The sequence below is a fragment of the Picosynechococcus sp. PCC 7117 genome, from assembly GCF_001693275.1.
Classification (GTDB): domain Bacteria; phylum Cyanobacteriota; class Cyanobacteriia; order Cyanobacteriales; family MRBY01; genus MRBY01.
The window spans coordinates 368,968-393,189 of record NZ_CP016477.1; the positions used below are offsets into that span (position 1 = coordinate 368,968).

Consider the following 24,222-nt stretch of genomic DNA (forward strand, 5'->3'; position numbering starts at 1 on the left):
GTTTTTTAATGGGTTGATGGCGACCAAAGAAAAAACCGACTGGCATTTTCACCAATCGGCTTTTTGGTTCTAATCTCGCCCGGTGGGAGAGCATCGTCTAATGGTTAGCTATTCGCTTCCGCCCGTTCTTTAGCTTCCTTGATCACTTCATCCGCAACATTCTTCGGACAAGGATCATAATGAGAGAACTCCATGGAGAACTGACCACGGCCAGAGGTCATGGTACGCAGATCACCGATGTAACCGAACATTTCACTGAGGGGCACTTTGGCTTTGATGCGGATCCCAGTGGCACCGGATTCTTGACCTTCGATCATGCCACGACGACGGTTGAGGTCACCGATCACATCCCCAACGTAATCATCGGGGGTAAAGACATCCACCTTCATGATCGGTTCGAGGATTTGGGGGCCAGCCTTGGGTAGGGTTTGACGGTAGCCACTCTTGGCGGCGATTTCAAAGGCGATCGCCGAAGAGTCAACCGGGTGGAAACCACCATCCGTCAAAGTCACCTTCAGGTCAACACAGGGGAAACCTGCCAGCACACCCTTCTCGATGGATTGCTCGAAACCTTTTTGAACGGCGGGCCAGAATTCACGGGGAACGTTACCACCAGTGACCTTGGACTCGAACTGGAAGCCGCTACCGGATTCGCCAGGTTCAATAGTGTAGTCGATTTTCCCGAATTGACCGGAACCACCAGACTGTTTCTTGTGGGTATAGCTGTCGTTGATGACCTTGGTGATCGATTCACGGTAGGCAACCTGGGGTTTACCCACTTCTACTTCCACGCCGTAGGTACGCTTGAGGATGTCTACTTTAATATCGAGGTGAAGTTCGCCCATCCCTTTAATAATGGTTTCACCGCTCTCTTGGTCGGTTTCTACCTGGAAGGAGGGATCCTCTTGCACCATCTTGCTGAGGGCAACCCCCATTTTCTCGTTGCCGCCTTTAGTTTTGGGGGCGATCGCAATGGAGATTACCGGGTCGGGGAAGACCATCGGTTCGAGGGTCGCCGGATTGTCCTTATCACAGAGGGTGTGACCCGTTTGGACGTTCTTCATCCCGACGATGGCGATGATGTCACCCGCTTGGGCTTCATCGATTTCCTCACGGGAGTTGGCGTGCATTTCTACCATCCGCCCGATGCGCTCAGTTTTGCCCGTGGCCGTGTTGAGGACAGTGTCACCCTTTTTGAGCATCCCAGAGTAAATCCGGGTAAAAGTCAAGGCCCCAAAACGGTCGTCCATAATCTTGAATGCCAAAGCACGGAGGGGCTTTTCGGGGTCAACAATCGCAAAGTTGCCCGTTTCGTTCCCTTCAATGTCCGTTTCCGGCTGGGGATTGACTTCCATTGGGTTGGGGAGATAGTCCACAACCGCATCGAGAACCAGTTGTACTCCTTTGTTCTTAAAGGAGGAACCACAGTAGGTGGGGAAGAAAGCCAATTCACGGGTTCCTTTCCGGATACAAGCCTTGATTTCGTCAATGCTGACTTCTTCGCCTTCAAGGTATTTTTCCATGATCTCGTCGTCTTGTTCGACAGCGAGTTCGACGAGGGCTTCGCGGTATTCTGCTACTTGATCCTTCATGTCTTCGGGGACATCGGTGATCTCGTAGTTCATCGGATCGCCAGATTCGTCCCAAATCCAAGCTTTTTCGGTAAGCAGATCAACAACGCCCTTAAATTCGCTCTCTGTACCGATCGGCAGGGTCATTACCAGGGGGGTTGCCGCCAGGATATTTTCTACCTGCTTCACAACGTTGTAGAAGTTAGCACCGATCCGGTCTAATTTGTTGACGTAGATCAACCGTGCAACTTTAGAGTCGTTGGCATAACGCCAGTTAGTTTCAGATTGGGGTTCTACACCACCGGAACCACAAAATACACCGACACCACCGTCGAGTACTTTTAGGGAGCGATAAACTTCAATGGTGAAATCGACGTGACCGGGAGTATCGATAATATTGAGCTGGTGATCTTTCCAGAAACAGCTTGTGGCAGCGGATTGAATGGTAATCCCGCGCTCCTGCTCCTGCTCCATGAAGTCAGTGGTGGCTGCACCGTCGTGCACTTCACCTAATTTGTGGATTTTTCCGGTTAACTTCAGGATACGTTCGGTGGTGGTGGTTTTACCCGCATCGACGTGAGCGAAGATACCGATATTACGATATTTGGTCAGGTCTTTCATAGGTTTATGTTCGCTCGATAAAATTTAAGTACTACTATTTTTACTAGGGTGATCACTCGGTGCAATTAGACGTACAACTGAAAACGTCTCGGTCTTGTTTGAGCCAATCTAAAACCGATGTGGTTTATGGTGAGTCGTTAAGGGACTAATTTGTATTGTAAGTGTCACGCGCTTGGTTCGTATAAGCTGCCGCTCCAGTCTTGGGAAAACTGAATATTTTGCTACAGCAAAGAATATTAAAATCCTTGCGGGGCACGATGGCAACATTACAGATTGTAAATTATCTTGCGGTCAACTTAAAAGGATCTTGGGGGGCGATCGCCAATGGGTGAGGTAACCATGACCCAAATATTGAGCCGATGGAATCAGATTCCGATTTGGCGATCGCCAGGGTTTTTTTGGGGTCACGCCCACGGCACAATGGGGAGTTGCACTGCGATGGAGAAAATAGCTTGGCGAGTTTGACGCATATTCGGATTGTGGTTGTAGAACCTGCAGGGGCCCTAAATCTTGGCTCCATTGCCCGGGTGATGAAAAATATGGGCCTAGGACAATTGTTCTTAGTGAATCCCCATTGTAACCATTTGGGCCAAGAGGCTTTTTTAATGGCAGTCCATGGGCGGGAATTTCTCGAACGGGCGGTGGTTGTTCCCGATTTGACAACGGCATTGACGGGTTGCAAAAAGGCGATCGCCACCACTGGACTCCAGCGCAGTTTACCGATGCCTGTGGAAACCCCCAAAGCAGCTTTGCCCTGGTTTTTAGAAGACGATCAACCCAGTGCGCTAATTTTCGGGCGAGAAGACCACGGCTTGAGCAATGGCGAATTAAACCAAGCCCAAAGGCTGGTCTGCATTCCCACGGGGGATGCATATACATCCTTGAATTTGGCCCAGGCGGTCGCTGTTTGTGGCTACGAATTGCGCAGTTTAGCCACCGAAAAACCCACTTTTGTCCCAAGAAAAATAACCACAGCAGTCCCGGATCTGGCCGATCTCAGTGAATTAGAGGGCTATTACCAGCACCTAGAGCGGGTGTTGTTGCAGGTGGGATTTCTGTATCCCCACACCAGTGCCTCACGGATGGAAACGTTTCGGAATTTGTACCACCGAGCCAGCCCCAGTAGCCGCGAGGTGGCGATGTTACGGGGAATTTTACGACAGGTGGAATGGGCGATCGCCAACGCCGCTTCACCCGAATAATATTTAGGCCTGATTTATACCTTTATATAAATGAATAATTTTAGCGACCACCGCCTCAATGCTGAGGTTATCGGTAATTAACTCCACCGCATCGGGAGCCTTGGTCAAAGGAGCAATGGCGCGGGTACTATCAAGGCGATCGCGTTCGGTGATTTCTGCCTCTAGTTGTCCTAGGTCAATGTTGGTTTCTCCCTGGGAGGCGAGATCCTTGGCGCGGCGTCTGGCCCGTTCGGCAGGGGTGGCAGTCAAGAAAATCTTGAGTTCGGCATCGGGAAACACATGGGTACCGATATCGCGCCCCTCTGCCACGAGGCCCCCATTTTCACCGAGGCGTTGCTGCTGCTTCACTAGGGCTTGGCGGACAGCGGCTTGGGCGGCGATAACGGATACGTGTTTTGTCACAGTCGGCGTGCGGATTGCCTGGGTCACATCAAGGTTATTCGCCAGCACGGTAATGGGTTCGGTGGGCGCCTTGGGGGGCACTAAGGTAATGGTGGCGGTACTGACGAGTTCGGCGACGGCAACTTCATCCTGGGGATTGATGTTGTTTTCTAAAACGAGATAGGCGATCGCCCGGTACATTGCCCCGGTATCTAGAAAGAGAAGCTTGAGCTGCTCGGCCACTTGGCGGGTAACGGTAGATTTACCAGCTCCGGCGGGGCCATCAATGGCAATAATCGGCTGACGGGTTTTTAGCATGGTGTTATCAATCAAACGGGTTTGACCGACATAGGCGGCGATCGCCAGTAAACCAGATTTTTGCACCTGGGGCAGGGGCGTCAGGGTTTCTGGATCGACTAATTCTAAATATTGCAGTTGTACCCCCGGAAATTTAGCGAGGGTTTCTTTGGCTGCCGCAATGAGCCGACCTGCGTGCCGTTCCCCCGTTTGAAATAGCGCTTGGGCAGTTTGGAGGGCTTGGGAAAGGGCGATCGCCTCGGCTTTTTCGGCAGTAGATAGATATTGATTGCGGGAACTGAGCGCTAACCCCGATGGCTCCCGGACGATGGGACAACCCCGGACAGTGACGGGTAGATGCAAATCCTGCACCAGCCGTTTAATAATTGCCAGTTGTTGGGCGTCCTTTTCACCGAAATAGGCGATCGCTGGCCGTACCAATTGCAACAGTTTCACCACCACCGTCGCCATCCCCGTAAAATGGCCTGGACGAAAGCGACCACAAAGCCCGCTGGTCAACCCAGGAGGCGGCAAGATCTGCACTGGTTCTGGCCCCGGATACATTTCGGCTACTGTGGGGGCAAAGATGAGGTCTACCCCCAAGTCGTCACAAAATTGGCGATCGCCTTCCCATTGCCGGGGATAGTGGTCAAGATCTTCGTTGGCCCCAAACTGCAGAGGATTAACGAAGATACTCACCACTACAAAGTCTGTTTCCACCCTTGCCCGTTGGATTAAACTGCCATGGCCTCGGTGGAGTGCCCCCATCGTGGGGACAAAACCAATTTTTTGCCTCGGGGCAACCTGGGCGATCGCCGTTTGTAATCCAGCAAGGGTGCGTACAACTTTCATCGGCTAAGGGATGGAGACGTTAGTTCAGAACCTCTAACTTTACCGTAGCCACGCCAGCACTGACTAACCCAATCTGCTGGGCCGAACCCTTGGACAAATCGATAATGCGACCAGGGGTGAAGGGGCCACGGTCATTGATGCGCACCACCACAGAACGACCATTGCGGACATTTGTTACCCGCACCTTTGTGCCAAAGGGTAAGCTCTTGTGGGCGGCAGTCATCGCATTTTGATTAAACCGTTCGCCGCTCGCCGTGCGTCGGCCATGGAATCCTGGCCCATACCAAGAGGCCCGGCCTTGCATGGTGCGTTGTACCTTCAGGCCAGCACCCGCCACATTTTTTGCCTTGGGGGCATTGGTGATCGCCGCCATGGGTTCAGCACCACCGAGGATCCGCCGGAAGCGATTCACCGCAATCAGAGCATCCTGGGTCTCATTGCCCGTCCGATCCGCGAGGAAAACCGAATCATCTAGGGTGATCAAGGGTGCATTGTCATAGAGCAAGTCATATTTGCCTGCGGCCTGCCAACTTGCAGAAAATTTCGTGGCATCAAAGTCCGCTTGGGCAACGAGGGTATTTAATTCTTGGGAAACTTTTTGGGCGATCGCCTGGGCCTCATCATCGGCGGCATCACCAGAATTGAGAAACGTGAGAACGGGGAGTTGATTGACGTAGAGGGTGGTAGCAGTCCGTTCTTCGTGGGGATAAGAAAACAACGTCGCAATTGGTTCTAAACGTTCTGCCGCAGCGGTCACTTGAGTACGGGCCAGAACACGAGGAGACGTATCCGTATTTGCTAGGGTTGGTGCTGCGGTCAAGCTCAAGGGAGCAAAGGTCGTAAAGGCAGCAGACAAAGCGAGCAAATGTTTACGTTTTAAGGTCATGAAAAAAAATTGAATTCAACTACCGCCGAAAACCATGCCTCACCAAAAACAATTGACAGTAGAGGGTTTCCTTTGGTCAAAGGGGCCGTTGCATCCAAAAAATGCGCTTACCCACACCTAAGTCAGAACGTTGTGATCACGTTACATTTCTTAAGCCGACATACAGTAACACAGGCTTTTTTGGCTTCACATCCGTATACACAGAGTCGAAAATGGGGTTTCAGGTCAAAATAAATGGCAACGAATAAAGTTAAAGCACGGTAAAATCTGCTTTTCGAGTTTTGTCAGACTCGACAATTTCCCTTGACCAATTCATAAAGAATTTTTATCGCATGGACTACCAACAAGCAGGAGTAGATATCGAAGCAGGGCGTTCCTTCGTCAAAACCATCAAGGATAACGTCGAAAGCACATACCGACCGGGGGTACTGGGTGGCCTCGGTGGGTTTGGCGGCTGCTTCGAAATTCCCGCTGGCTATCGTCAACCGGTGTTGATTTCCGGTACGGATGGGGTGGGCACAAAGCTCAAAATCGCCCACCAGACCGATCAGCACCACACCGTCGGCATTGATTTGGTGGCAATGTGTGTCAACGATATCCTCACCTCTGGGGCCGAACCGCTCTTTTTCCTCGACTATCTAGCAACGGGCAAGCTCGAACCGGAACAATTGGCCCAGGTGGTTGTCGGGATTGTTGAAGGGTGTAAGCAGAGTGGTTGTGCGCTTCTGGGGGGCGAAACAGCGGAGATGCCGGGTTTTTACCAAGCAGGGGAATATGATCTTGCGGGCTTCTGTGTGGGGATCGTCGAAAAGAGCGAAATTTTAGACGGCTCCCAAGTGCAGGTCGGCGATGTGGCGATCGCCTTACCCAGTAGCGGTGTCCACAGCAATGGTTTTTCCCTAGTGCGGAAAATCATTGAAACGAATCAATTGTCCTGGAACGACAAACCCGCAGAATTTCAGGGCAAAACCCTCGGTGAAGTCTTCCTTACGCCCACCCAAATCTATGTCCAGGCGATCCAAGGTGCCCTCAAGGCCAACATGGAGATCCACGGTATGGCCCACATCACCGGAGGCGGTCTCCCCGAAAATCTGCCCCGGTGCCTCCAAGCCAATCAATCCATGGCCATTGATCCGAGCACCTGGGAGATTCCCACCCTTTTCCAGTGGCTGCAAACCATGGGCGATGTCCCCCAATCGGCCATGTGGGACACCTTCAATATGGGCGTGGGCTATGTGGTGATTGTGCCGGCCCCCAAAGCGGCGGAAAATGTTGCTTGGTTTAAGGCCCAGGGGATCGCGGCTTGGCAAGTGGGTACGGTGGTCGCAGGTCAAGGGGAAGTCCTCGGGCTACAATAGCTACGGTCATCCTTGCCAACGATTAATAGTTACTAATATTGGGTTTGAGTTCATGTTTTCCTCCTTCGACAATCAAGGCCCGCAACCCAGGGAAAAATGGCGATCGCACGTGGATTGGTTCGTCCAAGACTACCGCTCCCAACTGACGGCCCTCGCCTGGGGGCTCCAGCAGGAATGGCACCACGACGGCACGATCCTCGGCATTGACCTCAAACCCCAGCCCCATTTTGTGCCCTGCTCCCCAGAAACCCTCCAGACCTTGAATCGACGGGTGGGGGGGCGTCTCCAGGAAATCCTGGGAATCATTGCAGGGGCAGACTTTGAGCAGGAAGTGATTATCCTCTGCATTGGTGACGGGCAGGTGAAACTGGTGTATTACCAAGCTGACCCCAGCCCTGAAACCTGTTGGCAAACCCATGGCCCCGACCTGGATCAGTTGATTGCCGATTTAGAAGCGGCCATGGCTGAATCTATCCAGCTTGAATCAGCCTCGAAGTAACGATCTACTACGAGAACCCCACAATAAAGCGAGATTTTCCTAAAATAAAGACAGAAAATCCTAAAAATCCCCTAAGCTGGCATCATGATTACCAAAACCGTGGCTGAAGTCATGACCCCCGATCCCGCCGTGGTCAAAGCAGATGATTCGCTCCAAACGGCGATCGCCCTCCTTGTGGAGAAAAAAATTAGCGCCCTTCCCGTTGTTGATGGTCAGGGTAAATTGGTGGGGATCATTTCAGACAGTGACCTCACCTGGCAAGAAACAGGGGTAGATACGCCCCCCTACATCATGTTGTTGGATAGTGTGATTTATCTGCAAAATCCCGCCAAGCACGACGCTGAGATTCACAAGGCCCTCGGCCAAACGGTGGGGGAAGTCATGAGCAAAAAAGTTTACACGATCCACCCCGAAAAAATTGTCCGGGAAGCGGCCCACTTAATGCATGAGAAACACGTGGGTCGTTTACCCGTCATTACCCCAGACAGCGAAAAAGTCATTGGGATCATTACCCAAGGTGATATTATTCGAGCAATGGCCCAGGCCTCTTAAATTCCATTGTTTCATTTGGTAAAACATCTTCATGGCTTCCCTCGAATCCGTCCGACAACTGCTTTCTTCCGATAGCTTTGGCGATCGCATTTCCGGCTTAAATCAGCTCCGGGCTTTTTCGTCCCAGGATGCGTTTCCCCTGATTCAGCCCCTCCTGAGTGATCCCGAAGCACGGGTACGTTATGCGGCGGTCAGTCAAATGGATGCGGTGGGCCAAGGCTTTGAAACAGAGGCTTTAGCACTACTCCGCCATGCCCTTTTTAACGATTCGGAATTGGATGTCAAGGCAGCCGCCGCCGATGCGATCGCCGGCTTAAAAATTGCCGAAGCCTATGATGATTTGGCCCAGGTGTACCATTCCACCTCGGAGTGGTTGTTGCAATTCAGCATCGTGGCAGCCCTCGGTGAATTGGGCAATCCTAATGCCTTCGATTTACTCAAAGAAGCCCTCAAATCAGAAACAGAGTTAGTACGCACCAGCGCGATCAGTGCCCTCGGAGATCTAGGCGATCGCCGCGCCATTGAACTATTAACTCCCTTTATTGCTGATCCCGATTGGCAAGTGCGCTACCGTTTGGCCCAATCCCTAGGACGGCTGGGGGGTGAAGAAGTTAAGCCCTTCCTAGAAACCCTAGCCCAGGATGAACAAGTGGCAGTGGCCGATGAAGCGAAGCACCATCTTAATTAGGTTTTATCGTAATTAAAGGGACTCATTTTTGAATTTTTTCTGCTTAACCATAGCATTCATTTTTAACTGAATAAACAACAAAAAACTGCCTCGGATTTTCATGTCAATGATTTCTCCTGGGGCAGTTTTTTAGAATGAGTTTCTAACGAAATATCGCGCTAAAAATCAATTCCCTAGATAATGTTTGCGGCCCGTAGACCAAGGAAGCCAGCAAGGGCAATACCAGTGAAAACAACGATATAACCCGCAAAAGGAATAATGGCAGCCATCTGATGTAGTCCTAATAAAAACATTGCCATTCATTATAAAGGAAAGGGCGATCGCCCCAAAAAGTTGACCCAAGAAAAGAGGGAACAAGTCAGTGACTAGCTCCCCCCGATCCTTAGATTAATCTCAAATTATGGGTTTAGAGTTGTGGTACAAACTGCTCCTTTTCGGGAACGGTTGTGTATTCCGCTACAATCTGCCGAAACTCTTCTCCATCGATAGTTTCTCGTTCGATCAGCAGATCTACGAGACGATCAATGACTTCTCGGTTATCACGCACCAGTTTGCGGGCGAGGCGGTGGGCTTCTTCGGCGATAATCCGAATTTGCTCATCAATGCGCGAAGCAACTTCTTCAGAATATTCCGAGCGGTTCATAAAGCCACCACCGAGGAAAACTTCACCCTGCTGGCTTTCTAGAGACAACGGGCCAAGATCACTCATCCCAAAGCGGGTCACCATTTGGCGGGCCATACCACTGACCTGTTGGAGATCACCCCCAGCGCCAGTAGTTACTTCATCATGGCCAAAGATTTCTTCTTCGGCAGCCCGGCCTCCGAGGGCACCAGCAATGCGGGCCATTAGCTGAGATTTCGTCGTTAAACCCTGTTCCTCGTTAGGGGTGAACCAGGTTAAACCTTGGGCTTGGCCACGGGGAATGAGAGTAACCTTCTGCACCGGATCGTGATCCTTGAGTAGGGTGCCGACAATCGCATGGCCTACTTCATGGTAAGCAATCAGACGCTTGCTCTTGCTGTCAACGAGGGGTGTCCCTTCCATCCCAGCGATCACTCGGTCTACGGCGTCATCAATTTCCGCCATGGTGATTGCTTCTTTACGGCGACGGGCTGTGAGAATTGCTGCTTCGTTCAAGAGGTTAGCGAGATCAGCGCCACTAAAACCAGGCGTCCGGCGGGCGATGACATCGAGAGAGATTTCGTCAGCAAGTTTTTTGTTGCGAGCATGGACTTCGAGGATGCTCAAACGACCTTTGATATCGGGGGTGTCCACAGTCACCTGACGGTCAAAACGACCGGGACGCATTAACGCAGAATCTAGCACGTCGGGACGGTTGGTTGCGGCAATGATGATGATGCCAGTATTACCCTCGAAACCATCCATTTCCGTTAGAAGCTGGTTCAAGGTTTGTTCCCGCTCGTCGTTACCGCCACCGATGCCTGCACCCCGTTGACGACCAACGGCGTCAATTTCATCGATAAAGATTAAGCAAGGGGCATTTTCCTTGGCTTTTTTGAAAAGGTCACGTACCCGGGACGCACCAACCCCAACGAACATTTCGACAAACTCAGAACCAGAAATACTGAAGAAAGGTACGCCCGCTTCACCGGCGATCGCCTTGGCGAGGAGAGTTTTACCCGTTCCAGGAGGCCCCACAAGCAGTACCCCTTTGGGAATTCGCGCCCCCACTGCGGTGAATTTTTCCGGCTGTTTCAGGAAGGTGACAACTTCTTGGAGTTCTTCTTTTGCTTCTTCGATGCCAGCAACGTCATCGAACATGATGCCCGTTTGGGCTTCCATCATGAACTTAGCTTTAGACTTGCCGAAGTTCATCGCTTGGCCAGGGCCACCGGGCATATTACTGGAGCGACGGAAGAGGAAGAATAGCGCCGAGATTAACAGGATTGGGAAGATCAGATTGCCGAGAATGCCCCATACAGCGCCATTGTTGCTGACAGGGTGAGAATCGAAATCTACCTTGGCGTCCCGGAGCTTACTAATCAGCTCAGGAGAATTGCCCGGTAAATCAACCCGGATTTGTTGCACACGGTTATCGAGTTCTGGGTCAACCGCTTCGATGATCGCTGTGCGGCCCCCTTCGTAGAGATCAACACTTGTTACCCGGCCAGCATCTAAATACTCAAGGAAGCGGCCATAGCTCATGCGGATGTTGGCGCTATTACCAACGAGGTTGGAGGGATTTGCCGAAAAGGCTCCCTGCCAGACAAAAAAGCTGATCACGAGTAGGGGAAGTGCCCAGAGGACAACGGTTTTCCAAGATGGTTTCATGGGTTAATCTTTGTTATGTTTGATTCAATAAATGGATGCGGCGAGAAGTAGCGCTAGGCCACTCATCTTTGCAATCCCTAGGGGCGCACCACGAAGCAAAGGTTTCCGCGCTTGTTAGCAATATGAAAAGAAAGCGTTGCTTAGGGGCTTTGCCTATAAATTGGCATTTTTATGACGATGTCTTAACTAAATTTAACTTAATTCTCATTTTGATAGCAACTTTCTGGGATTTTCTTAGGGCGAATCGCTGCTTTTCGCTGGGCGAGGGGAATGCCGATGATTGGCTGCGTTTCCCAGACAAAGGGAGGACTGATCGTTTTCTACTGTAGATTTGGTTAAGGTTAATTGGTTAAGGTTAAATATTTAATTCAATTTTTTAGATTTTCAACGTGATTTTGCTGTGATCTCTCCTTCCCCTGTTCCCCAAGACTCTCTGGCCACCAATGCGGCGGCTCCCCATGACCCAGTTTCCCCTGATTCATCAACCCAGTCGCCCTTACAGTGGACTTTATTTTTGCTCATTTTGGCGTTGCTGGCGGTGTCGTTTGCGGCGATTTTTATCCGTTGGTGTAGTACGGAGCTAGGGGCCGGGGCCACGGTTTTTAATCGGTTGTGGTTGGCGACGGTGGTTTTGGGCTTGTGGGAGCTGTTGAAACCCAGGGCAGATGATCGCAATGTTACGGCGATCGCCCCACGGATTACCGGCAAAGATTATGCTTTGTTGCTTTTGGTGGGGGCGGTTTCTTCGAGCTCTGTGGTGCTGTGGGCGCTCTCCCTCGCCGAGACGAGTGTGGCGAATTCGACGGTTTTACGCAATTTGACGCCACTGTTCACAACCCTGGGGGCTTGGTTATGGTTACGCCAAAGTTTTGACCGACGCTTTCTCTGGGGTCTGGTGGTCGCTATGGGGGGGGCGATCGCCATTGGGGTGACGGATTTCCAGTTGGCCTGGCAGCATTTGACCGGGGATCTGCTGGCCCTACTGTCAGCTCTTTGTTATGGCGTGAATTTGCTCTTGGTGGAAAATCTGCGCGATCGCCTGGGGGCCAGTCAAATTTTGCTCTGGCGCTGCGGTTTCGGTTGTCTGTTACTGTTGCCTTTTGTGTGGCTCACCGAAGACCATCTGTTTCCTCAATCGCTACCGGTATGGGGAGCCGCCATTGGTTTAGCTATTTTGTGTCAGTGTTTTGGCCAGGGGCTAGTGGTCTATAGTCTCAAAACCTTTTCGTCTGGCTTTGTGGCAATTTTTCTCCTTTTGGAGCCAATCATTACGGCGGTGTTTGCCTGGGGTCTCTTGGGTGAGACGTTAACGCCGACCAATGCGATCGCCTTTTGCGGGGTGCTTGGGGGAATTTATCTGGCGAAATCGGCCCAGACCCAAAAGCTCCAAACCCAAGCTGCCACCCAATCCTATTCTTCGCCTGCCACCTGAAGCCGGTATTCTTCGGCGGTCATCGTTTCGGCGAGCATTTCATCGTCGAGGTTATCGACCCGCACTTTGATAAACCAGCCCTCTTCGTAGGGGTCTTCGGAAACCATCTCTGGGGATTGGATCAACGTCTCATTACGGTCAATGACAGTGCCGGAAATCGGCGCGTAAAGATCCTCGACGGCTTTGACTGATTCAATGCTGCCAAAGGTTTCGCCCACAACAATTGCATCCCCTTCCTCTGGTAACTCTAGGAACACAATATCCCCCAATTCATCGATGGCATGGGCACTCAAGCCAATGGTGGCAATTTCCCCATCGAGGCGAATATATTCGTGGCTATCTAAATAGCGGAGGTCATCTGGATATTCGAGTTCCATAGTCAATTTCTCTAGGCTGGAAGGTTGCAGGGCACAGACAGAAAATCGCCATGGATGTGTCAAGTCTGTACAACCCTTGGGCTACTTTATTCTGGAATTTTGGCAAGATCAAGGCTTAACCAGAAATTTGTTACGATTTCTGAGCCATGGCCACAATGGCCGCAACGCCTCAAGGCCCATTAGCGGCGATCGCCTTTTATTTTCTGACCGATTTTAGTGCCCATTTCCGTTTTCGCCGACCAAAATAGATAGACCGTTAGACTCAGAAAAAATAGCCCAAAGCCGAGTAAATCACGCTGCATCTCGAAAATGATTCCCTAGTGCTCTAGATCTTTAATTTCCTTGGGGACAGCCGCCGTCAAAACCTCATGGCCCGTTTCTGTAACCAGCACATCGTCCTCGATGCGAATGCCAATACCTTTCCAGTGGTCGGGAATTTCTGGCTGACCTTCGGCCGGTTCAATGTAGGGGGAAATGTAAATCCCCGGTTCAACGGTGACAATATTGCCCGCCGCAAAATTCGTCCAAGCATCCTTTTCCGGGCCGATTTTGTAGATCCCTGCGTCATGGACATCTAACCCTAACCAGTGGCCCGTGCCGTGCATAAAGAAAGGCTTATATTTCTCCCCTTCGATCAATTCTTCGAGATCGCCCCGGAGTAATCCCAAATCCAATAACCCCTGGGTGATGACCCGCACGGCAGCGGCATGGGAGCTTTGGTAGGAATGTCCGGGTTGGACGGCTGCAATGGCTTGTTTTTGTGCTTCGAGGACAATTTCGTAGAGGGTTTTTTGTTGCGGGGTAAATCGGCCACCAATGGGGAAGGTGCGGGTAATGTCGCCGTTGTAGTAGTCATAGCAAGCCCCTGCATCGATCAGGAGTAATTCGTTGTCCTGGAGTTGGGCACTATTTTCAACGTAGTGCAAGATACAAGCATTGGCCCCCCCGGCAACAATGGAAGGATAGGCAAAGCCGGCAGCCCCTTCGAGGCGGAACAGGTGTTCGATCTCGGCTTGGACTTGGTATTCGTAGAGTCCAGGTCTCGCATATTCCAGTGCCCAGAGGTGGGCTTTGGCAGAAATGGCTGTGGCCCGACGCATTAGGTCTAGTTCCGCTGGGCTTTTGACCATGCGCATCTGATGTAAAATTTGCCCCGGATCTTCAAGGGCAGTGGGGCCTGTACCGCGCTTCGAGCGGGTTGCCAGGAGACGTTGGTAGTGTTGCAGAATCGTTTGGTTGAATTTTTCGTCCCGGCCCAGGTGATAAAAAAGGCGATCGCCGCCCTTGAGATATTCCGGCAGTTTTTCGTCTAATTCTTGAATTGAGTAGGTGATATCCGCGCCAAATTTTTCCTTGGCCCCTTCGACTCCGGCCCGGTAGCCGACCCAAATTTCCTGGGCCAAATCCTTTGGTTGCACAAACAGAATAAATTGATGTTCTGGGTGGTGGGGAGCGAACACAGCCACCGCATTGGGCTCATTGAAACCCGTTAAATAATAAAAATCGCTATCTTGGCGAAAATTATATTCCACATCGTTATGCATCACCGCATGGGGCGCACTGCGTAGGATGGCGGTTCCCTGACCAATTTCGGCCATGAATGCTTGGCGACGCTGTTGATATTCCTGCGGTGTAATGCCCATTGATTTTTATTGATTTGCGCTTGTTTTAAGTGAATAAAATGGTAGCAAACTTTTCTGTCCCCGAATTTAGCCCCGGAAATTGACCCATAAAAAAAGGTTGGCGACTTCACCCAAAAGGCGATCGCCAACCTTTTTTTTTAGATCTCTAAAGATCTGTTCTAGCTTTCGGCAAAAATGTATTTGCGCAGATCTGCCGGATTCGGCTCGGGACTACTTTCAGCGAAGGTCACAGACTCATTTACAACTTCTTGAATTTTCTTCTCAATCGCCTTCAGTTCCTCGGCGGTGGCCAAGCCCCGATTGGTGACAAATTTTTCAAAGCGTTTAAGCGGATCCCGCTGGGCCCAGAATTCTTTTTCTTCAGCAGACCGCAATTCGTCGGGATCGGCGAGGGAGTGACCCCGGAAGCGGTAGGTTAGTGCTTCGATCAAAGTTGGCCCTTCTCCGGCTCTGGCTCTGGCCACGGCTTTTTGGGCCACATCCCGCATTGCCAACACATCCATCCCGTCCACTTCATAGCCGGGCATCCCAAACACACTTGCTTTCTTATAAATCTCCGGCTGGGACGTTGCCCGTTCATGGGCCATACCAATCGCCCACTTATTGTTCTCTACGACAAATAAAATCGGCAATTTCCAGAGGGCCGCCATATTCAAAGTTTCAAAAAACTGACCATTATTGGACGTTCCATCCCCGAAGAAACAAGCCGTCACATTATCAGCATTTTTATTGCCCATCACTTCCTGGCGGTATTTACTTTGGAGAGCCGCACCTGCCGCCACCGGAATGCCTTCCCCGATAAACGCATAGCCCCCCAGGAGACCATGTTCCTTGGAAAACATGTGCATTGAGCCGCCCCGACCCTTGCTGCAGCCTGTCTCTTTCCCAAAAAGTTCCGCCATTACTTCCCGTGCGGGAACCCCAGCGCTGAGGGCGTGCACGTGGTCACGGTAGGTACTACAAACAAAATCTTCCCCCTGCCGCATTGAGCGAATCACCCCAGTGGAAACCGCTTCCTGACCGTTGTAGAGGTGAACAAAGCCAAACATTTTGCCACGGTAATACATCTCAGCACACTTATCCTCGAACAAGCGTCCTAAGGTCATATCTTCGTAGAGCATGAGGGCTTCTTCTTTGGTGATCTCTACCGAAGAACTATCAAATTCTGGGGCTGTCCGTTCTTTATGCATCATTAACATTCAGGATTTTTCGGTTAGTCTTATGAGTCGATCACGCGGCGCGAGGGCTGTGTGAAATCTGCAGTAACAGTTTAGAATCAAATTGACTTCCATAGAAGCAAAGCATCATCGGTTCAATCGCTTAGCAATCAACAAACCAGAGGGTCTGAGGTCTATGTTCTAAGGATTGCGGGGCTCGGTAACGCTACAGCGTGCAACCTATGGTGTTTAAAATTCTTTGGTTAATATAACCTTAATTGACCTGACTTTTGCTGATAGGAAAGTAAACTGTGCGCATTCCGCTCGACTATTACCGCATCCTATGCGTCCCCGCCAAGGCAACCACTGCCCAAATTACCCAAGCCTATCGCGATCGCCTTTCCCAATTTCCCCGTCGCGAACATAATGCCTTGGCCATTGAGGCCCGCAACCGGATTATCGAGCAAGCCTTTGAGGTGTTATCCCAAACAGAAACCCGCGCCGTCTACGACCATGAGCTGTCGGGCAATATGTTTCGTTCCCTCGTCCCCAGCCGTCCGAAACTGCCTTTTCCCGATCGCCCCTCCAGTGACACAGAGTTAGAAGCCCTGACGGCCCACCAACCAACCATTGACATCGCGGAAAAAGATTTACCGGGGGGACTGCTATTACTCCTCGACTTGGGGGAGTACGAATTAGTGCTGAAGTGGGCTGCCCCCTATCTCAAGGGCAAAGGCAAGTTGGTCAAGGAAGGGAAATTTGGGGCCGTCGAAATCGTCGAGCAAGAACTGCGGCTCTGTTTGGCCCTAGCCCATTGGGAATTGAGCCGGGAACAGTGGCTCCAACAACATTATGAACAAGCGGCTCTCTCCGGTCAGAAGAGTCAAGAGCTACTGGTAGATGTGGCACAATTTGCAGACCTCCAACGGGAAATTCAAGGGGATCTCAATCGCCTCAGACCCTATCAAGTTCTAGAACTTCTGGCCCTACCCGAATCAGAAACCCAAGAGCGACAACGGGGCTTACAACTGCTCCAGGAAATGTTGAGTGCTCGCGTGGGGATTGATGGCCAGGGGGACGATCAGTCGGGTCTAAGTATTGATGATTTTTTGCGCTTTATCCAGCAGTTACGCAGTTATCTAACGGTGCAAGAACAGTTGGATCTCTTTGTGGCAGAATCAAAGCGACCTTCGGCGGCAGCGGCCTACCTAGCGGTGTATGCTCTCTTGGCTGCTGGGTTTTCGCAACGGAAACCTGACCTGGTCGTGCAAGCCCAGACCCTATTAAAACGCCTCGGCAAACGCCAGGATGTTTTCTTGGAGCAATCAATCTGCGCCTTACTTTTAGGTCAGCCAACGGAAGCTAATCAACTGCTAGAACAAAGCCAGGAACAGGAAGCGATCGCCTACATTCAAGAGCAGTCTGAGGGGGCACCGGATCTACTCCCAGGCCTATGTCTCTACGGGGAACAGTGGCTGAAGACAGAGGTTTTTTCCCATTTCCGCGATCTCCGGCAACGGCGTGAAGATGGCTCTGTTTCGTTGACGGCTTACTTCGCCGATCCTGAAGTGCAGCAATATCTTGACGATCTCCTCACGGAGGCTGTCCCCACACCCACACCTCCTTCAGACACAGAAAGTACAGCGGCCCCGTCGGAAAAGCCACCGGAAACATTACAGTCAGAAACCGGTGTTTCGCCGCACCCTAGTCGTCCCGCCAAGGTTGATTCCTTTGAGGATCTCGTCACTCAAACTCCCGCTACAGTTCCCCCGGCACCGCCTTCTCCTGGTGTAGCACCTGTAACTGCGGCATTAAACCCAGACCCGGAAGCGTCTTCCGCTTCGTCAAAATCAATTTCGTCAAAAAAGTCTATCGGGCCTTGGGGGGCGATCGCCGCTATTGTGGGGAGTGTTTTGCTGGTCGTGGGCCTGGTGCGAATTTTGTCTGGCCTAACTACCCAGGAACCCTTACAGGTCACCCTCAACGGTGAGCCACCCCTAACGATCCCCAGCTTAGACACCGCCGAGGCAAATAATCCGGAGAATGGGACAACCGATACAACGACGACAACGCCTGCGCTCAATGAGGCGATCGCCGCTGAGGTGATCCAAACTTGGTTTAAGAGTAAAGCTAGAGCCTTTGGCCAAGACCGTGATTTGGCGGCCCTAGAAAATATTTTGGCAGAACCGTCCCTGTCCCGCTGGCGCAGTAGTGCCCAGGCCGTCCGCAGCGCTGGTACCTACCGCACCTATGACCACAGTTTGACCATTGAAACGGTGAGCTTCAACCCAGACCAACCCAATGTAGCGACCGTGGAGGCCCAGGTGCAGGAAAAGGCAGATTATTACCGGGCGAATGGGGAACGTGATCCCGGCCAGTCCTATGATTCTGACCTGCGTGTCCGCTATAGCTTGGTGCGCCAAGGCGATCGCTGGTTGATTCGTTCTTCCCAAACCCTGTAATGCCTTCTGGACGTACCCACGATCAGATCACCTTCTGGGGGCTGCCTGTGGTGGTGGGCCTTGGTTTTTTCCTACTGCGGCGGTGGGAATTGGCCCTCATTTTAAGCTTGGCCTATCTGTTTAGCGGCTTAATGTTTGGCCCGGACTTGGATATTCATTCCGTGCAGTTTAAGCGTTGGGGGATCTTCCGCTGGATTTGGCTCCCCTATCAAAAAAATCTCCGCCATCGTTCAGCCCTTTCCCACGGGTTTTTAATTGGCACAATTGTTCGTCTCCTTTATTTAGGGACAATTCTGCTGTTGGTCACAATGGTTGGCGTGGCGATCGCCCAATTAATTCTTGATTTTCCCTGGAACTGGCGCACTGTCTTTCTCAATATCCAGCAACAGTGGCAACAACATTATTGGGCGGAAAGTTTGGCGCTCTTTGTGGGGCTAGAAATCGGGGCGATGAGTCATTCCGTTAGCGACTGGCTTGGTTCCATGGTTAAGCGTTCCCAAAAAAAAGGCTTGTTTTCTTTCTTTTCCCGAAAAAAGCGCAAAAAACGCCGTAAATCTCCCCGTTCTTCCCGAAGATAACCATGGCAGACCTCAAGATCAGTTGGACTGAATATCACGCTTTAATTGAACAATTAGCCGTCACAATTCAAAGATCCCAGTGGGAATTTAATCAAATTCTCTGTTTGGCGAAAGGTGGCTTAAGGATTGGTGACATTTTGGCGCGCATTTTCGATCAACCCTTGGCAATCTTCAATGTGGCTAGCTACGGCGGCATCGGCAACCGCGAACAGGGAAAACTCTTGTTTGCAGAACATTTCACAAATTTTGGCCCCCTCGGCGATCGCCTTTTACTGGTAGACGATTTAGTTGATTCGGGGCGGAGTCTCCAGCAAACCCAGACCTGGCTCCAAACCCAAGCCCCCCAGATTACAGAAATTCGTACCGCCGTCCTCTGGTACAAAGGCCATTCCCAATTTCAGCCCAATTACTTTGTCCAGCATTTGCCCGATAATCCTTGGATTCAGCAGCCCTTTGAGCATTACGAAAAATGGTGAGCCATGCCCAGGGAGAGCCATGCAAAATCAAGCGAGATCCATTAAGGTATAAAAAATTCTTAAATTTTGCCCAAATCAATGGTTGCCCCGTCGCAAATTACCGTTACTTGGCACAGTGAAATCGCGGAAATCCCCAAAGCTGCCTGGGATGCGATCGCCGCGCCATTGAAAACCCCTTTTTTAGAATGGGATTGGCTCCACAATATTGAACTGTCTGGCAGTGTCGGCCCCCGGACAGGCTGGCAACCCTGCCATCTCTCGGTGCAGCGGGATGGAGAATTTATTGCCATGGCCCCCCTCTACATCAAAGGCCACAGCTACGGCGAATTTGTCTTTGACCACCAATGGGCCGATCTGTCCTACCGCCTGGGCCACGAATATTACCCAAAACTCGTGGGGATGACCCCCTTTACGCCAGCCGTGGGCTACCGCTTTCTCATTGCCCCCGGCGAAAATGAATTGACCCTCTCCCAGGTCATGGTCGCTGCCATTGATCAATTTTGCGATCGCCAACAACTGTCTGGTTGTAATTTTCTGTTTGTCGATCCCACCTGGCAAAAAACCATGGAACAACTCGGCTTCCGGGCTTGGCTCCACCATGGCTACATCTGGAGTAACCAGAATTTCGACAACTTCGACGACTATCTCGGTGCTTTTACCTCCAACCAACGCAAAAATATTAAGCGCGAACGCAAAGCCGTTGACAAAGCAGGTTTATCCCTCAAGATGATGACCGGGGACGAAATTCCCGCCCATTACTTCCCACTCATTTATCGTTTCTATAGCAGCACCTGCGACAAATTTTTTTGGGGCAGTAAATATCTCCGTAAACCCTTTTTTGAAACCCTAGAATCCACCTATCGCCATCGCGTTGTTCTGGCCGCCGCCTACACACCAGAAGATGATAAACATCCCGTCGGTTTATCTTTTTGTATCCGCAAAGATGATTATCTTTATGGCCGCTATTGGGGCGCCTTTGATGAGTATGACTGTCTCCATTTCGAAGCCTGCTATTACAAACCGATCCAATGGGCAATCGAGCAGGGAATTACGATGTACGATCCGGGCGCTGGCGGAAAACATAAGCGACGACGAGGTTTCCCGGCAACCCCAAACTATAGCCTCCACCGTTTTTATCAACCCCGCATGGGCCAAGTTTTAGACGCTTATATTGATGAAATTAATGCCATGGAGCAACAGGAAATTGAAGCGATCAATGCGGATATTCCCTTTAAACGGCAGGAAGTTCAATTGAAAATTTCCGAGCTTCACTAGCCAAAAGCGCGATCGCCCACCGACCATCCTCCCTTGGGGGAGATGCCACAGGTAGAGAGGATTCTCTTAGTGTATGGAGTAAAATTAAGGGGCGATCGCCTCAATATGTGTATAAGGTATGACGGATTTTATTCAGAAATGGCAGAACTCAGAAGGAAATGAGCGAGCCAATTACCAGAGCTTTTTGAATGATTTTTGTGAATTTCTGGGGGTAAAAAAGTCGCCACCGAAGGGAAGCGGGAATAATAGTTATTGTTTTGATCGGGATGTGAAAATCATTGCGCCGAGTGGGGCGGCAACGACAAATTTTATTGATTTCTACAAAGAGGGTTGTTTTGTCTTCGAGACGAAGCAGGGTAGCAACAGCAGCAATAAGGGGCACGGGAAACGGGGGACGGCTGCCTACCGGAAGGAGATGAAAAAGGCGTTTGGGCAGGCGCTGAAGTATGCGCGGTTTGTAGAGCCGAAGCCGCCGTTTTTGATTACCTGTGATATCGGGGATCATTTTCGGGTTTGGCAGGATTTTAGTGAGTCGTGGCTGAGTGCGAATGGGAATTACGGAACCTATGACAGTGTGCCGAAAATTCCGTTTACGGATCTGGAAAAGCCGGAAGTTCGGGATTTTTTCTACAAAATTTTTACGAATCCACAGGCGTTAAACCCGGAAAAGATCGCGGCGCAGGTGACGCGGGAAGTGGCGGCGGATTTGGCGGAGTTGGCGAAAACGTTGGAACAAACCACCAAGCCTCAAGAAGTAGCGCAATTCCTGATGCGGTGTATTTTTACGATGTTTGCGGAGGATGTGGGTTTACTTAAGGAGCAGCTATTTACGGAGGCTCTTAGGGAGCGTTGGATTCCGAAACCAAAGGATTTTAAGCCTCAGGTTGAAGCGTTATGGCAGGCGATGAATGATGGGACAAGTTTTGGGTTTCATGGGCAGTTGCTGCGGTTTAATGGGGGGCTGTTTGCGAAACCGCAGGCGATCGCCCTCACGACAGACCAGCTGAAAATTCTCCTCACGGCGGCAGAACGGGATTGGAAAAATGTGGAGCCTGCGATCTTTGGGACATTACTCGAAAGAGCTTTGGAGAAGAAGGAGCGGAGTAAGTTGGGGGCGCATTATACGCCGAGGGCTTATGTGGAACGGTTGGTGCGTCCGGTGATTATTGAGCCTTTACAAGAAAAGTGGCAACTGATCCAAGGGGAGGTGGAAACGCTCTTGGAGGAGGAGGAGGAGGCTAACTCGGCATCAGCGAAGACGAAAAAACGGAATGCGGCGGCGGATAAGCTGACGGAATTTCTGGGGGAGTTGCGGCAGATTCGGGTGCTGGATCCGGCTTGTGGGTCGGGGAATTTTCTCTATGTGACGATGGATTTGATGAAAACGCTAGAACTGGAGGTGTTGAATCGTCTGGGGACGGTGATGGGGGCTTCTCAGTTACGGCTAGATTTTGATCAGATTAATCCGTCGCAGTTTTTGGGGATCGAGATTAACCCCAGGGCGGCGGAGATTGCGGATTTGGTGATCTGGATTGGTTATCTGCAATGGCATTTTCGGTTGTTTGGGAGTTTGCCGCCGGTGGAGCCTGTGTTACGGGAATATAAAAATATTGAGAATCGGGATGCGGTGCTGGATTATGACGGGACGAAACCGGCGATCGATCCGAAAACGGGTAAGGTGCGGACGCGCTGGGGTGGGCGCACAATGAAGCATCCGGTAACGGGGGAGGATGTGCCGGATCCGAGTGATCAAGTTGAAATTTTGGAATATATCAACCCAAGGGAAGCGCAATGGCAACAGGCTGATTATATTGTTTCAAATCCGCCCTTTTTGGGTAATGCCAGAATGCGGGAATATTTGGGAGATGGCTACGCAGAAACGCTGCGGAAAGTGTATAAAGATGTGCCTGATACTGTTGATTTTGTAATGTATTGGTGGCATAAAGCTGCAGACTTAATTAGAAAAGATAAAACTGCAAGATTTGGATTTATCACAACAAATAGTATTCGACAGTCTCGATTACGTTCTGTTGTAGATTTTCATTTCAATCAAAAGACAAGAATTAGACTATTTTTTGCTATCCCAGATCACCCGTGGGCAGATGGGGAAGCCGCCGTAAGAATTTCAATGACAGGTGCAGAAAAGAAAACTAATAAATTACAATTTTCTCAACTTACAAACTTAACACAAGAAATTAAGGGTGATACTCCAGAAGACACAGCTTATAGCTTAAGATTTACCTACAAAAATACCAAAGACATTTTTAGCAATCTCCAATCTGGATATGATGTCACGCAATCACAATCTTTATTGAGCAATCAGGATTTGGCATCGCAAGGTTTTGTTGTTGGTGGTTCCGGCTTTGTTTTAAAGGGGCAACTTTTAGATATTGTAAAACAATTAGAATCGGAGTTTATTTATCCTTTCAGCACAGGAAGAGACTTGGCACAAAATCCAGAAACTAGATATGCAATTGATGTTAATCATCTAACAGCAGAAGAATTGCCTGTTAAATGTCCTAAGATCTATCAATGGCTTTTAGAAAGTGTTAAGCCGGAAAGAGAGACAAATAATGACCCCAAGCTAAGAAGAGAATGGTGGAAATATAGAAGAGCGAATTCTAGTATTAGATTTGGAATCAAAGAAATTTCGAGATATATTGCCACAACACGAACTTCTAAACATCGAGTTTTTCAGTTTTTAGAATCGTCAATTATGGCTGAAAGTGGAGTAGTCATGATTTTTCTTGATGATGCCTATTGGTTAGGGATTTTATCAAGTCAATTACATATAAATTGGTCAATTAAAGCTGGTGGATGGATGGGAGCGGGGAATGACCCTGTATATAATCATGCTCGGTGTTTTTATACTTTTCCATTTCCAGATCCATCGGAAGAACTGAAACAAGAAATACGAGAATTAGGCGAGCGATTAGACAGCCACCGCAAACAAGTCCAAGCCGCCCATCCCGAAATCACCATTACCGCCATGTATAACTGCCTCGAAAAAATGCGGAGTGGCGAACCCTTCACCGATGGCGACAGAGAATTTAATAACAAAGCCCTGATCACCACCCTCAAACAAATCCACGACGACCTCGATCAAGCCGTATTCCGTGCCTACGGTTGGGACGACCTGATCCCCCTGTGGCAACAAACCCAAACCGACCCCAACAACACCGAAACCAAAGAACAACTCGAACAAAGCATCTTGCAAAGATTAGTCGATCTCAACGCAGAACGAGCCGAAGAAGAAAGAAACGGCTTTGTCCGTTGGCTCCGTCCCGAATACCAAGCCCCCGATCAAGTCGTCACCCAGAAAGTCATAGAAGGTATTGGCGTAGAAGAAGAAACAAAAGAAGCCGTTATTGCCCCTCCTGAACAACAAAAATTCCCGACAAAACTCAAAGACCAACTCGCCGCGATCCGAGATTTATTGCGTACCCAAGGCGGCGAATGGACAATTACCCAAATTGCCGCCCAGTTCAAAGGCACAAGCGCAAAAAAATTAGAAACGATTCAAAACTGCCTAGAAATCCTCGAAGACCTCGGCGTCATTTTGAGTCACACCGAAACCGAAACCAAGTGCTACTACGCTACCCTCTAGTGATCAGTTGGTGCT

The 24,222-nt window shown here is 50.4% G+C and carries 20 protein-coding genes; 11 read left to right on the forward strand and 9 right to left on the reverse strand.

The window, feature by feature from the left end; translation table 11 throughout:
• Positions 1-104: 104 nt before the first annotated feature.
• Positions 105-2,192: an elongation factor G gene (fusA, locus tag AWQ22_RS01775; RefSeq protein WP_012305975.1), complete on the reverse strand. Its 2,088-nt coding sequence runs from the start codon at positions 2,190-2,192 to the stop codon at positions 105-107.
• Positions 2,193-2,644: 452 nt separating this feature from the next.
• Here fusA and AWQ22_RS01780 point away from each other — a divergent pair, with 452 nt between their 5' ends.
• On the forward strand, positions 2,645-3,394 hold the full coding sequence (locus AWQ22_RS01780) for an RNA methyltransferase (RefSeq protein ID WP_065711596.1): 750 nt from the start codon (positions 2,645-2,647) through the stop codon (positions 3,392-3,394).
• A gap of 3 nt (positions 3,395-3,397) precedes the next feature.
• Here AWQ22_RS01780 and AWQ22_RS01785 read toward each other — a convergent pair whose 3' ends face one another.
• Positions 3,398-4,924 carry a bifunctional pantoate--beta-alanine ligase/(d)CMP kinase gene (locus AWQ22_RS01785; RefSeq protein WP_065709989.1) on the reverse strand — a complete coding sequence of 509 codons (1,527 nt, stop codon included), beginning with the start codon at positions 4,922-4,924 and terminating at the stop codon, positions 3,398-3,400.
• A 19-nt stretch (positions 4,925-4,943) separates the two neighbouring features.
• Positions 4,944-5,810 (reverse strand): septal ring lytic transglycosylase RlpA family protein, encoded by an 867-nt coding sequence (locus AWQ22_RS01790; RefSeq protein ID WP_065709990.1) that lies wholly within the window; start codon positions 5,808-5,810, stop codon positions 4,944-4,946.
• 332 nt (positions 5,811-6,142) lie between these two features.
• On the opposite strand from AWQ22_RS01790, the gene purM reads away from it, so the two are divergent.
• The 4 genes from purM (at position 6,143) to nblB (ending at position 8,907) form a co-directional block, all read left to right on the forward strand.
• Positions 6,143-7,168 (forward strand): phosphoribosylformylglycinamidine cyclo-ligase, encoded by a 1,026-nt coding sequence (purM, locus tag AWQ22_RS01795; RefSeq protein WP_065709991.1) that lies wholly within the window; start codon positions 6,143-6,145, stop codon positions 7,166-7,168.
• A gap of 52 nt (positions 7,169-7,220) precedes the next feature.
• Positions 7,221-7,667, forward strand: a complete 447-nt coding sequence (locus AWQ22_RS01800) for a hypothetical protein (protein WP_062431989.1) — start codon at positions 7,221-7,223, stop codon at positions 7,665-7,667.
• Between the two features lie 87 nt (positions 7,668-7,754).
• Positions 7,755-8,219, forward strand: coding sequence for a CBS domain-containing protein (locus tag AWQ22_RS01805; RefSeq protein ID WP_065711597.1), 465 nt, complete (start codon positions 7,755-7,757; stop codon positions 8,217-8,219).
• A gap of 31 nt (positions 8,220-8,250) precedes the next feature.
• The gene (gene nblB, locus AWQ22_RS01810) at positions 8,251-8,907 is read left to right on the forward strand and encodes a phycobilisome degradation protein NblB (RefSeq protein ID WP_062431990.1); all 657 of its coding nucleotides are present in this window, start codon (positions 8,251-8,253) and stop codon (positions 8,905-8,907) included.
• A 173-nt stretch (positions 8,908-9,080) separates the two neighbouring features.
• On the opposite strand, the gene petL is transcribed toward nblB, so the two are convergent.
• Both petL and ftsH2 read right to left on the reverse strand, forming a co-directional pair.
• Positions 9,081-9,176 (reverse strand): cytochrome b6-f complex subunit PetL, encoded by a 96-nt coding sequence (gene petL, locus AWQ22_RS17340; protein WP_099240448.1) that lies wholly within the window; start codon positions 9,174-9,176, stop codon positions 9,081-9,083.
• Positions 9,177-9,313: 137 nt separating this feature from the next.
• Positions 9,314-11,200, reverse strand: a complete 1,887-nt coding sequence (gene ftsH2, locus AWQ22_RS01815; protein ID WP_065709992.1) for an ATP-dependent zinc metalloprotease FtsH2 — start codon at positions 11,198-11,200, stop codon at positions 9,314-9,316.
• A 400-nt stretch (positions 11,201-11,600) separates the two neighbouring features.
• On the opposite strand from ftsH2, the gene AWQ22_RS01825 reads away from it, so the two are divergent.
• Positions 11,601-12,632 carry a DMT family transporter gene (locus tag AWQ22_RS01825; protein ID WP_065709994.1) on the forward strand — a complete coding sequence of 344 codons (1,032 nt, stop codon included), beginning with the start codon at positions 11,601-11,603 and terminating at the stop codon, positions 12,630-12,632.
• Here the strand turns inward: AWQ22_RS01825 and gcvH are convergent.
• The 4 genes from gcvH to pdhA form a co-directional block, all read right to left on the reverse strand.
• Positions 12,611-13,009 (reverse strand): glycine cleavage system protein GcvH, encoded by a 399-nt coding sequence (gene gcvH / locus AWQ22_RS01830; RefSeq protein WP_030006127.1) that lies wholly within the window; start codon positions 13,007-13,009, stop codon positions 12,611-12,613. The genes AWQ22_RS01825 and gcvH overlap by 22 nt on opposite strands.
• A 179-nt stretch (positions 13,010-13,188) precedes the next feature.
• Entirely contained in the window at positions 13,189-13,311 is a 123-nt protein-coding gene (locus tag AWQ22_RS17235; RefSeq protein WP_257784300.1) for a hypothetical protein, read from the reverse strand.
• A gap of 15 nt (positions 13,312-13,326) precedes the next feature.
• The gene (locus AWQ22_RS01835) at positions 13,327-14,652 is read right to left on the reverse strand and encodes an aminopeptidase P N-terminal domain-containing protein (RefSeq protein WP_065709995.1); all 1,326 of its coding nucleotides are present in this window, start codon (positions 14,650-14,652) and stop codon (positions 13,327-13,329) included.
• A 158-nt stretch (positions 14,653-14,810) separates the two neighbouring features.
• The gene (gene pdhA / locus AWQ22_RS01840) at positions 14,811-15,842 is read right to left on the reverse strand and encodes a pyruvate dehydrogenase (acetyl-transferring) E1 component subunit alpha (RefSeq protein WP_065711598.1); all 1,032 of its coding nucleotides are present in this window, start codon (positions 15,840-15,842) and stop codon (positions 14,811-14,813) included.
• Between the two features lie 278 nt (positions 15,843-16,120).
• Between pdhA and AWQ22_RS01845 the strand changes: the two genes are divergently transcribed.
• The 5 genes from AWQ22_RS01845 (at position 16,121) to AWQ22_RS01865 (ending at position 24,207) form a co-directional block, all read left to right on the forward strand.
• Positions 16,121-18,271 carry an IMS domain-containing protein gene (locus AWQ22_RS01845; RefSeq protein WP_065709996.1) on the forward strand — a complete coding sequence of 717 codons (2,151 nt, stop codon included), beginning with the start codon at positions 16,121-16,123 and terminating at the stop codon, positions 18,269-18,271.
• Positions 18,271-18,849 carry a metal-binding protein gene (locus AWQ22_RS01850; RefSeq protein ID WP_065709997.1) on the forward strand — a complete coding sequence of 193 codons (579 nt, stop codon included), beginning with the start codon at positions 18,271-18,273 and terminating at the stop codon, positions 18,847-18,849. Before AWQ22_RS01845 ends, AWQ22_RS01850 begins: the two co-directional genes overlap by 1 nt.
• A 2-nt stretch (positions 18,850-18,851) precedes the next feature.
• Complete coding sequence (locus tag AWQ22_RS01855) at positions 18,852-19,325, forward strand: phosphoribosyltransferase (RefSeq protein WP_065709998.1); 474 nt, start codon at positions 18,852-18,854, stop codon at positions 19,323-19,325.
• Between the two features lie 78 nt (positions 19,326-19,403).
• On the forward strand, positions 19,404-20,600 hold the full coding sequence (locus AWQ22_RS01860) for a GNAT family N-acetyltransferase (RefSeq protein ID WP_065709999.1): 1,197 nt from the start codon (positions 19,404-19,406) through the stop codon (positions 20,598-20,600).
• 118 nt (positions 20,601-20,718) lie between these two features.
• The gene (locus AWQ22_RS01865; RefSeq protein WP_065710000.1) at positions 20,719-24,207 is read left to right on the forward strand and encodes a DNA methyltransferase; all 3,489 of its coding nucleotides are present in this window, start codon (positions 20,719-20,721) and stop codon (positions 24,205-24,207) included.
• Positions 24,208-24,222 lie beyond the last annotated feature (15 nt).

Coding starts and splice junctions, on each gene's coding strand:
- fusA (WP_012305975.1), bottom strand. CDS start 2,192: ATGAAAGACCTGACCAAATATCGTAATATCGGTATCTTCGCTCACGTC.
- AWQ22_RS01785 (WP_065709989.1), bottom strand. CDS start 4,924: ATGAAAGTTGTACGCACCCTTGCTGGATTACAAACGGCGATCGCCCAG.
- AWQ22_RS01790 (WP_065709990.1), bottom strand. CDS start 5,810: ATGACCTTAAAACGTAAACATTTGCTCGCTTTGTCTGCTGCCTTTACG.
- purM (WP_065709991.1), top strand. CDS start 6,143: ATGGACTACCAACAAGCAGGAGTAGATATCGAAGCAGGGCGTTCCTTC.
- AWQ22_RS01800 (WP_062431989.1), top strand. CDS start 7,221: ATGTTTTCCTCCTTCGACAATCAAGGCCCGCAACCCAGGGAAAAATGG.
- nblB (WP_062431990.1), top strand. CDS start 8,251: ATGGCTTCCCTCGAATCCGTCCGACAACTGCTTTCTTCCGATAGCTTT.
- petL (WP_099240448.1), bottom strand. CDS start 9,176: ATGGCTGCCATTATTCCTTTTGCGGGTTATATCGTTGTTTTCACTGGT.
- ftsH2 (WP_065709992.1), bottom strand. CDS start 11,200: ATGAAACCATCTTGGAAAACCGTTGTCCTCTGGGCACTTCCCCTACTC.
- gcvH (WP_030006127.1), bottom strand. CDS start 13,009: ATGGAACTCGAATATCCAGATGACCTCCGCTATTTAGATAGCCACGAA.
- AWQ22_RS17235 (WP_257784300.1), bottom strand. CDS start 13,311: ATGCAGCGTGATTTACTCGGCTTTGGGCTATTTTTTCTGAGTCTAACG.
- AWQ22_RS01835 (WP_065709995.1), bottom strand. CDS start 14,652: ATGGGCATTACACCGCAGGAATATCAACAGCGTCGCCAAGCATTCATG.
- pdhA (WP_065711598.1), bottom strand. CDS start 15,842: ATGCATAAAGAACGGACAGCCCCAGAATTTGATAGTTCTTCGGTAGAG.
- AWQ22_RS01850 (WP_065709997.1), top strand. CDS start 18,271: ATGCCTTCTGGACGTACCCACGATCAGATCACCTTCTGGGGGCTGCCT.
- AWQ22_RS01855 (WP_065709998.1), top strand. CDS start 18,852: ATGGCAGACCTCAAGATCAGTTGGACTGAATATCACGCTTTAATTGAA.
- AWQ22_RS01860 (WP_065709999.1), top strand. CDS start 19,404: ATGGTTGCCCCGTCGCAAATTACCGTTACTTGGCACAGTGAAATCGCG.
- AWQ22_RS01865 (WP_065710000.1), top strand. CDS start 20,719: ATGACGGATTTTATTCAGAAATGGCAGAACTCAGAAGGAAATGAGCGA.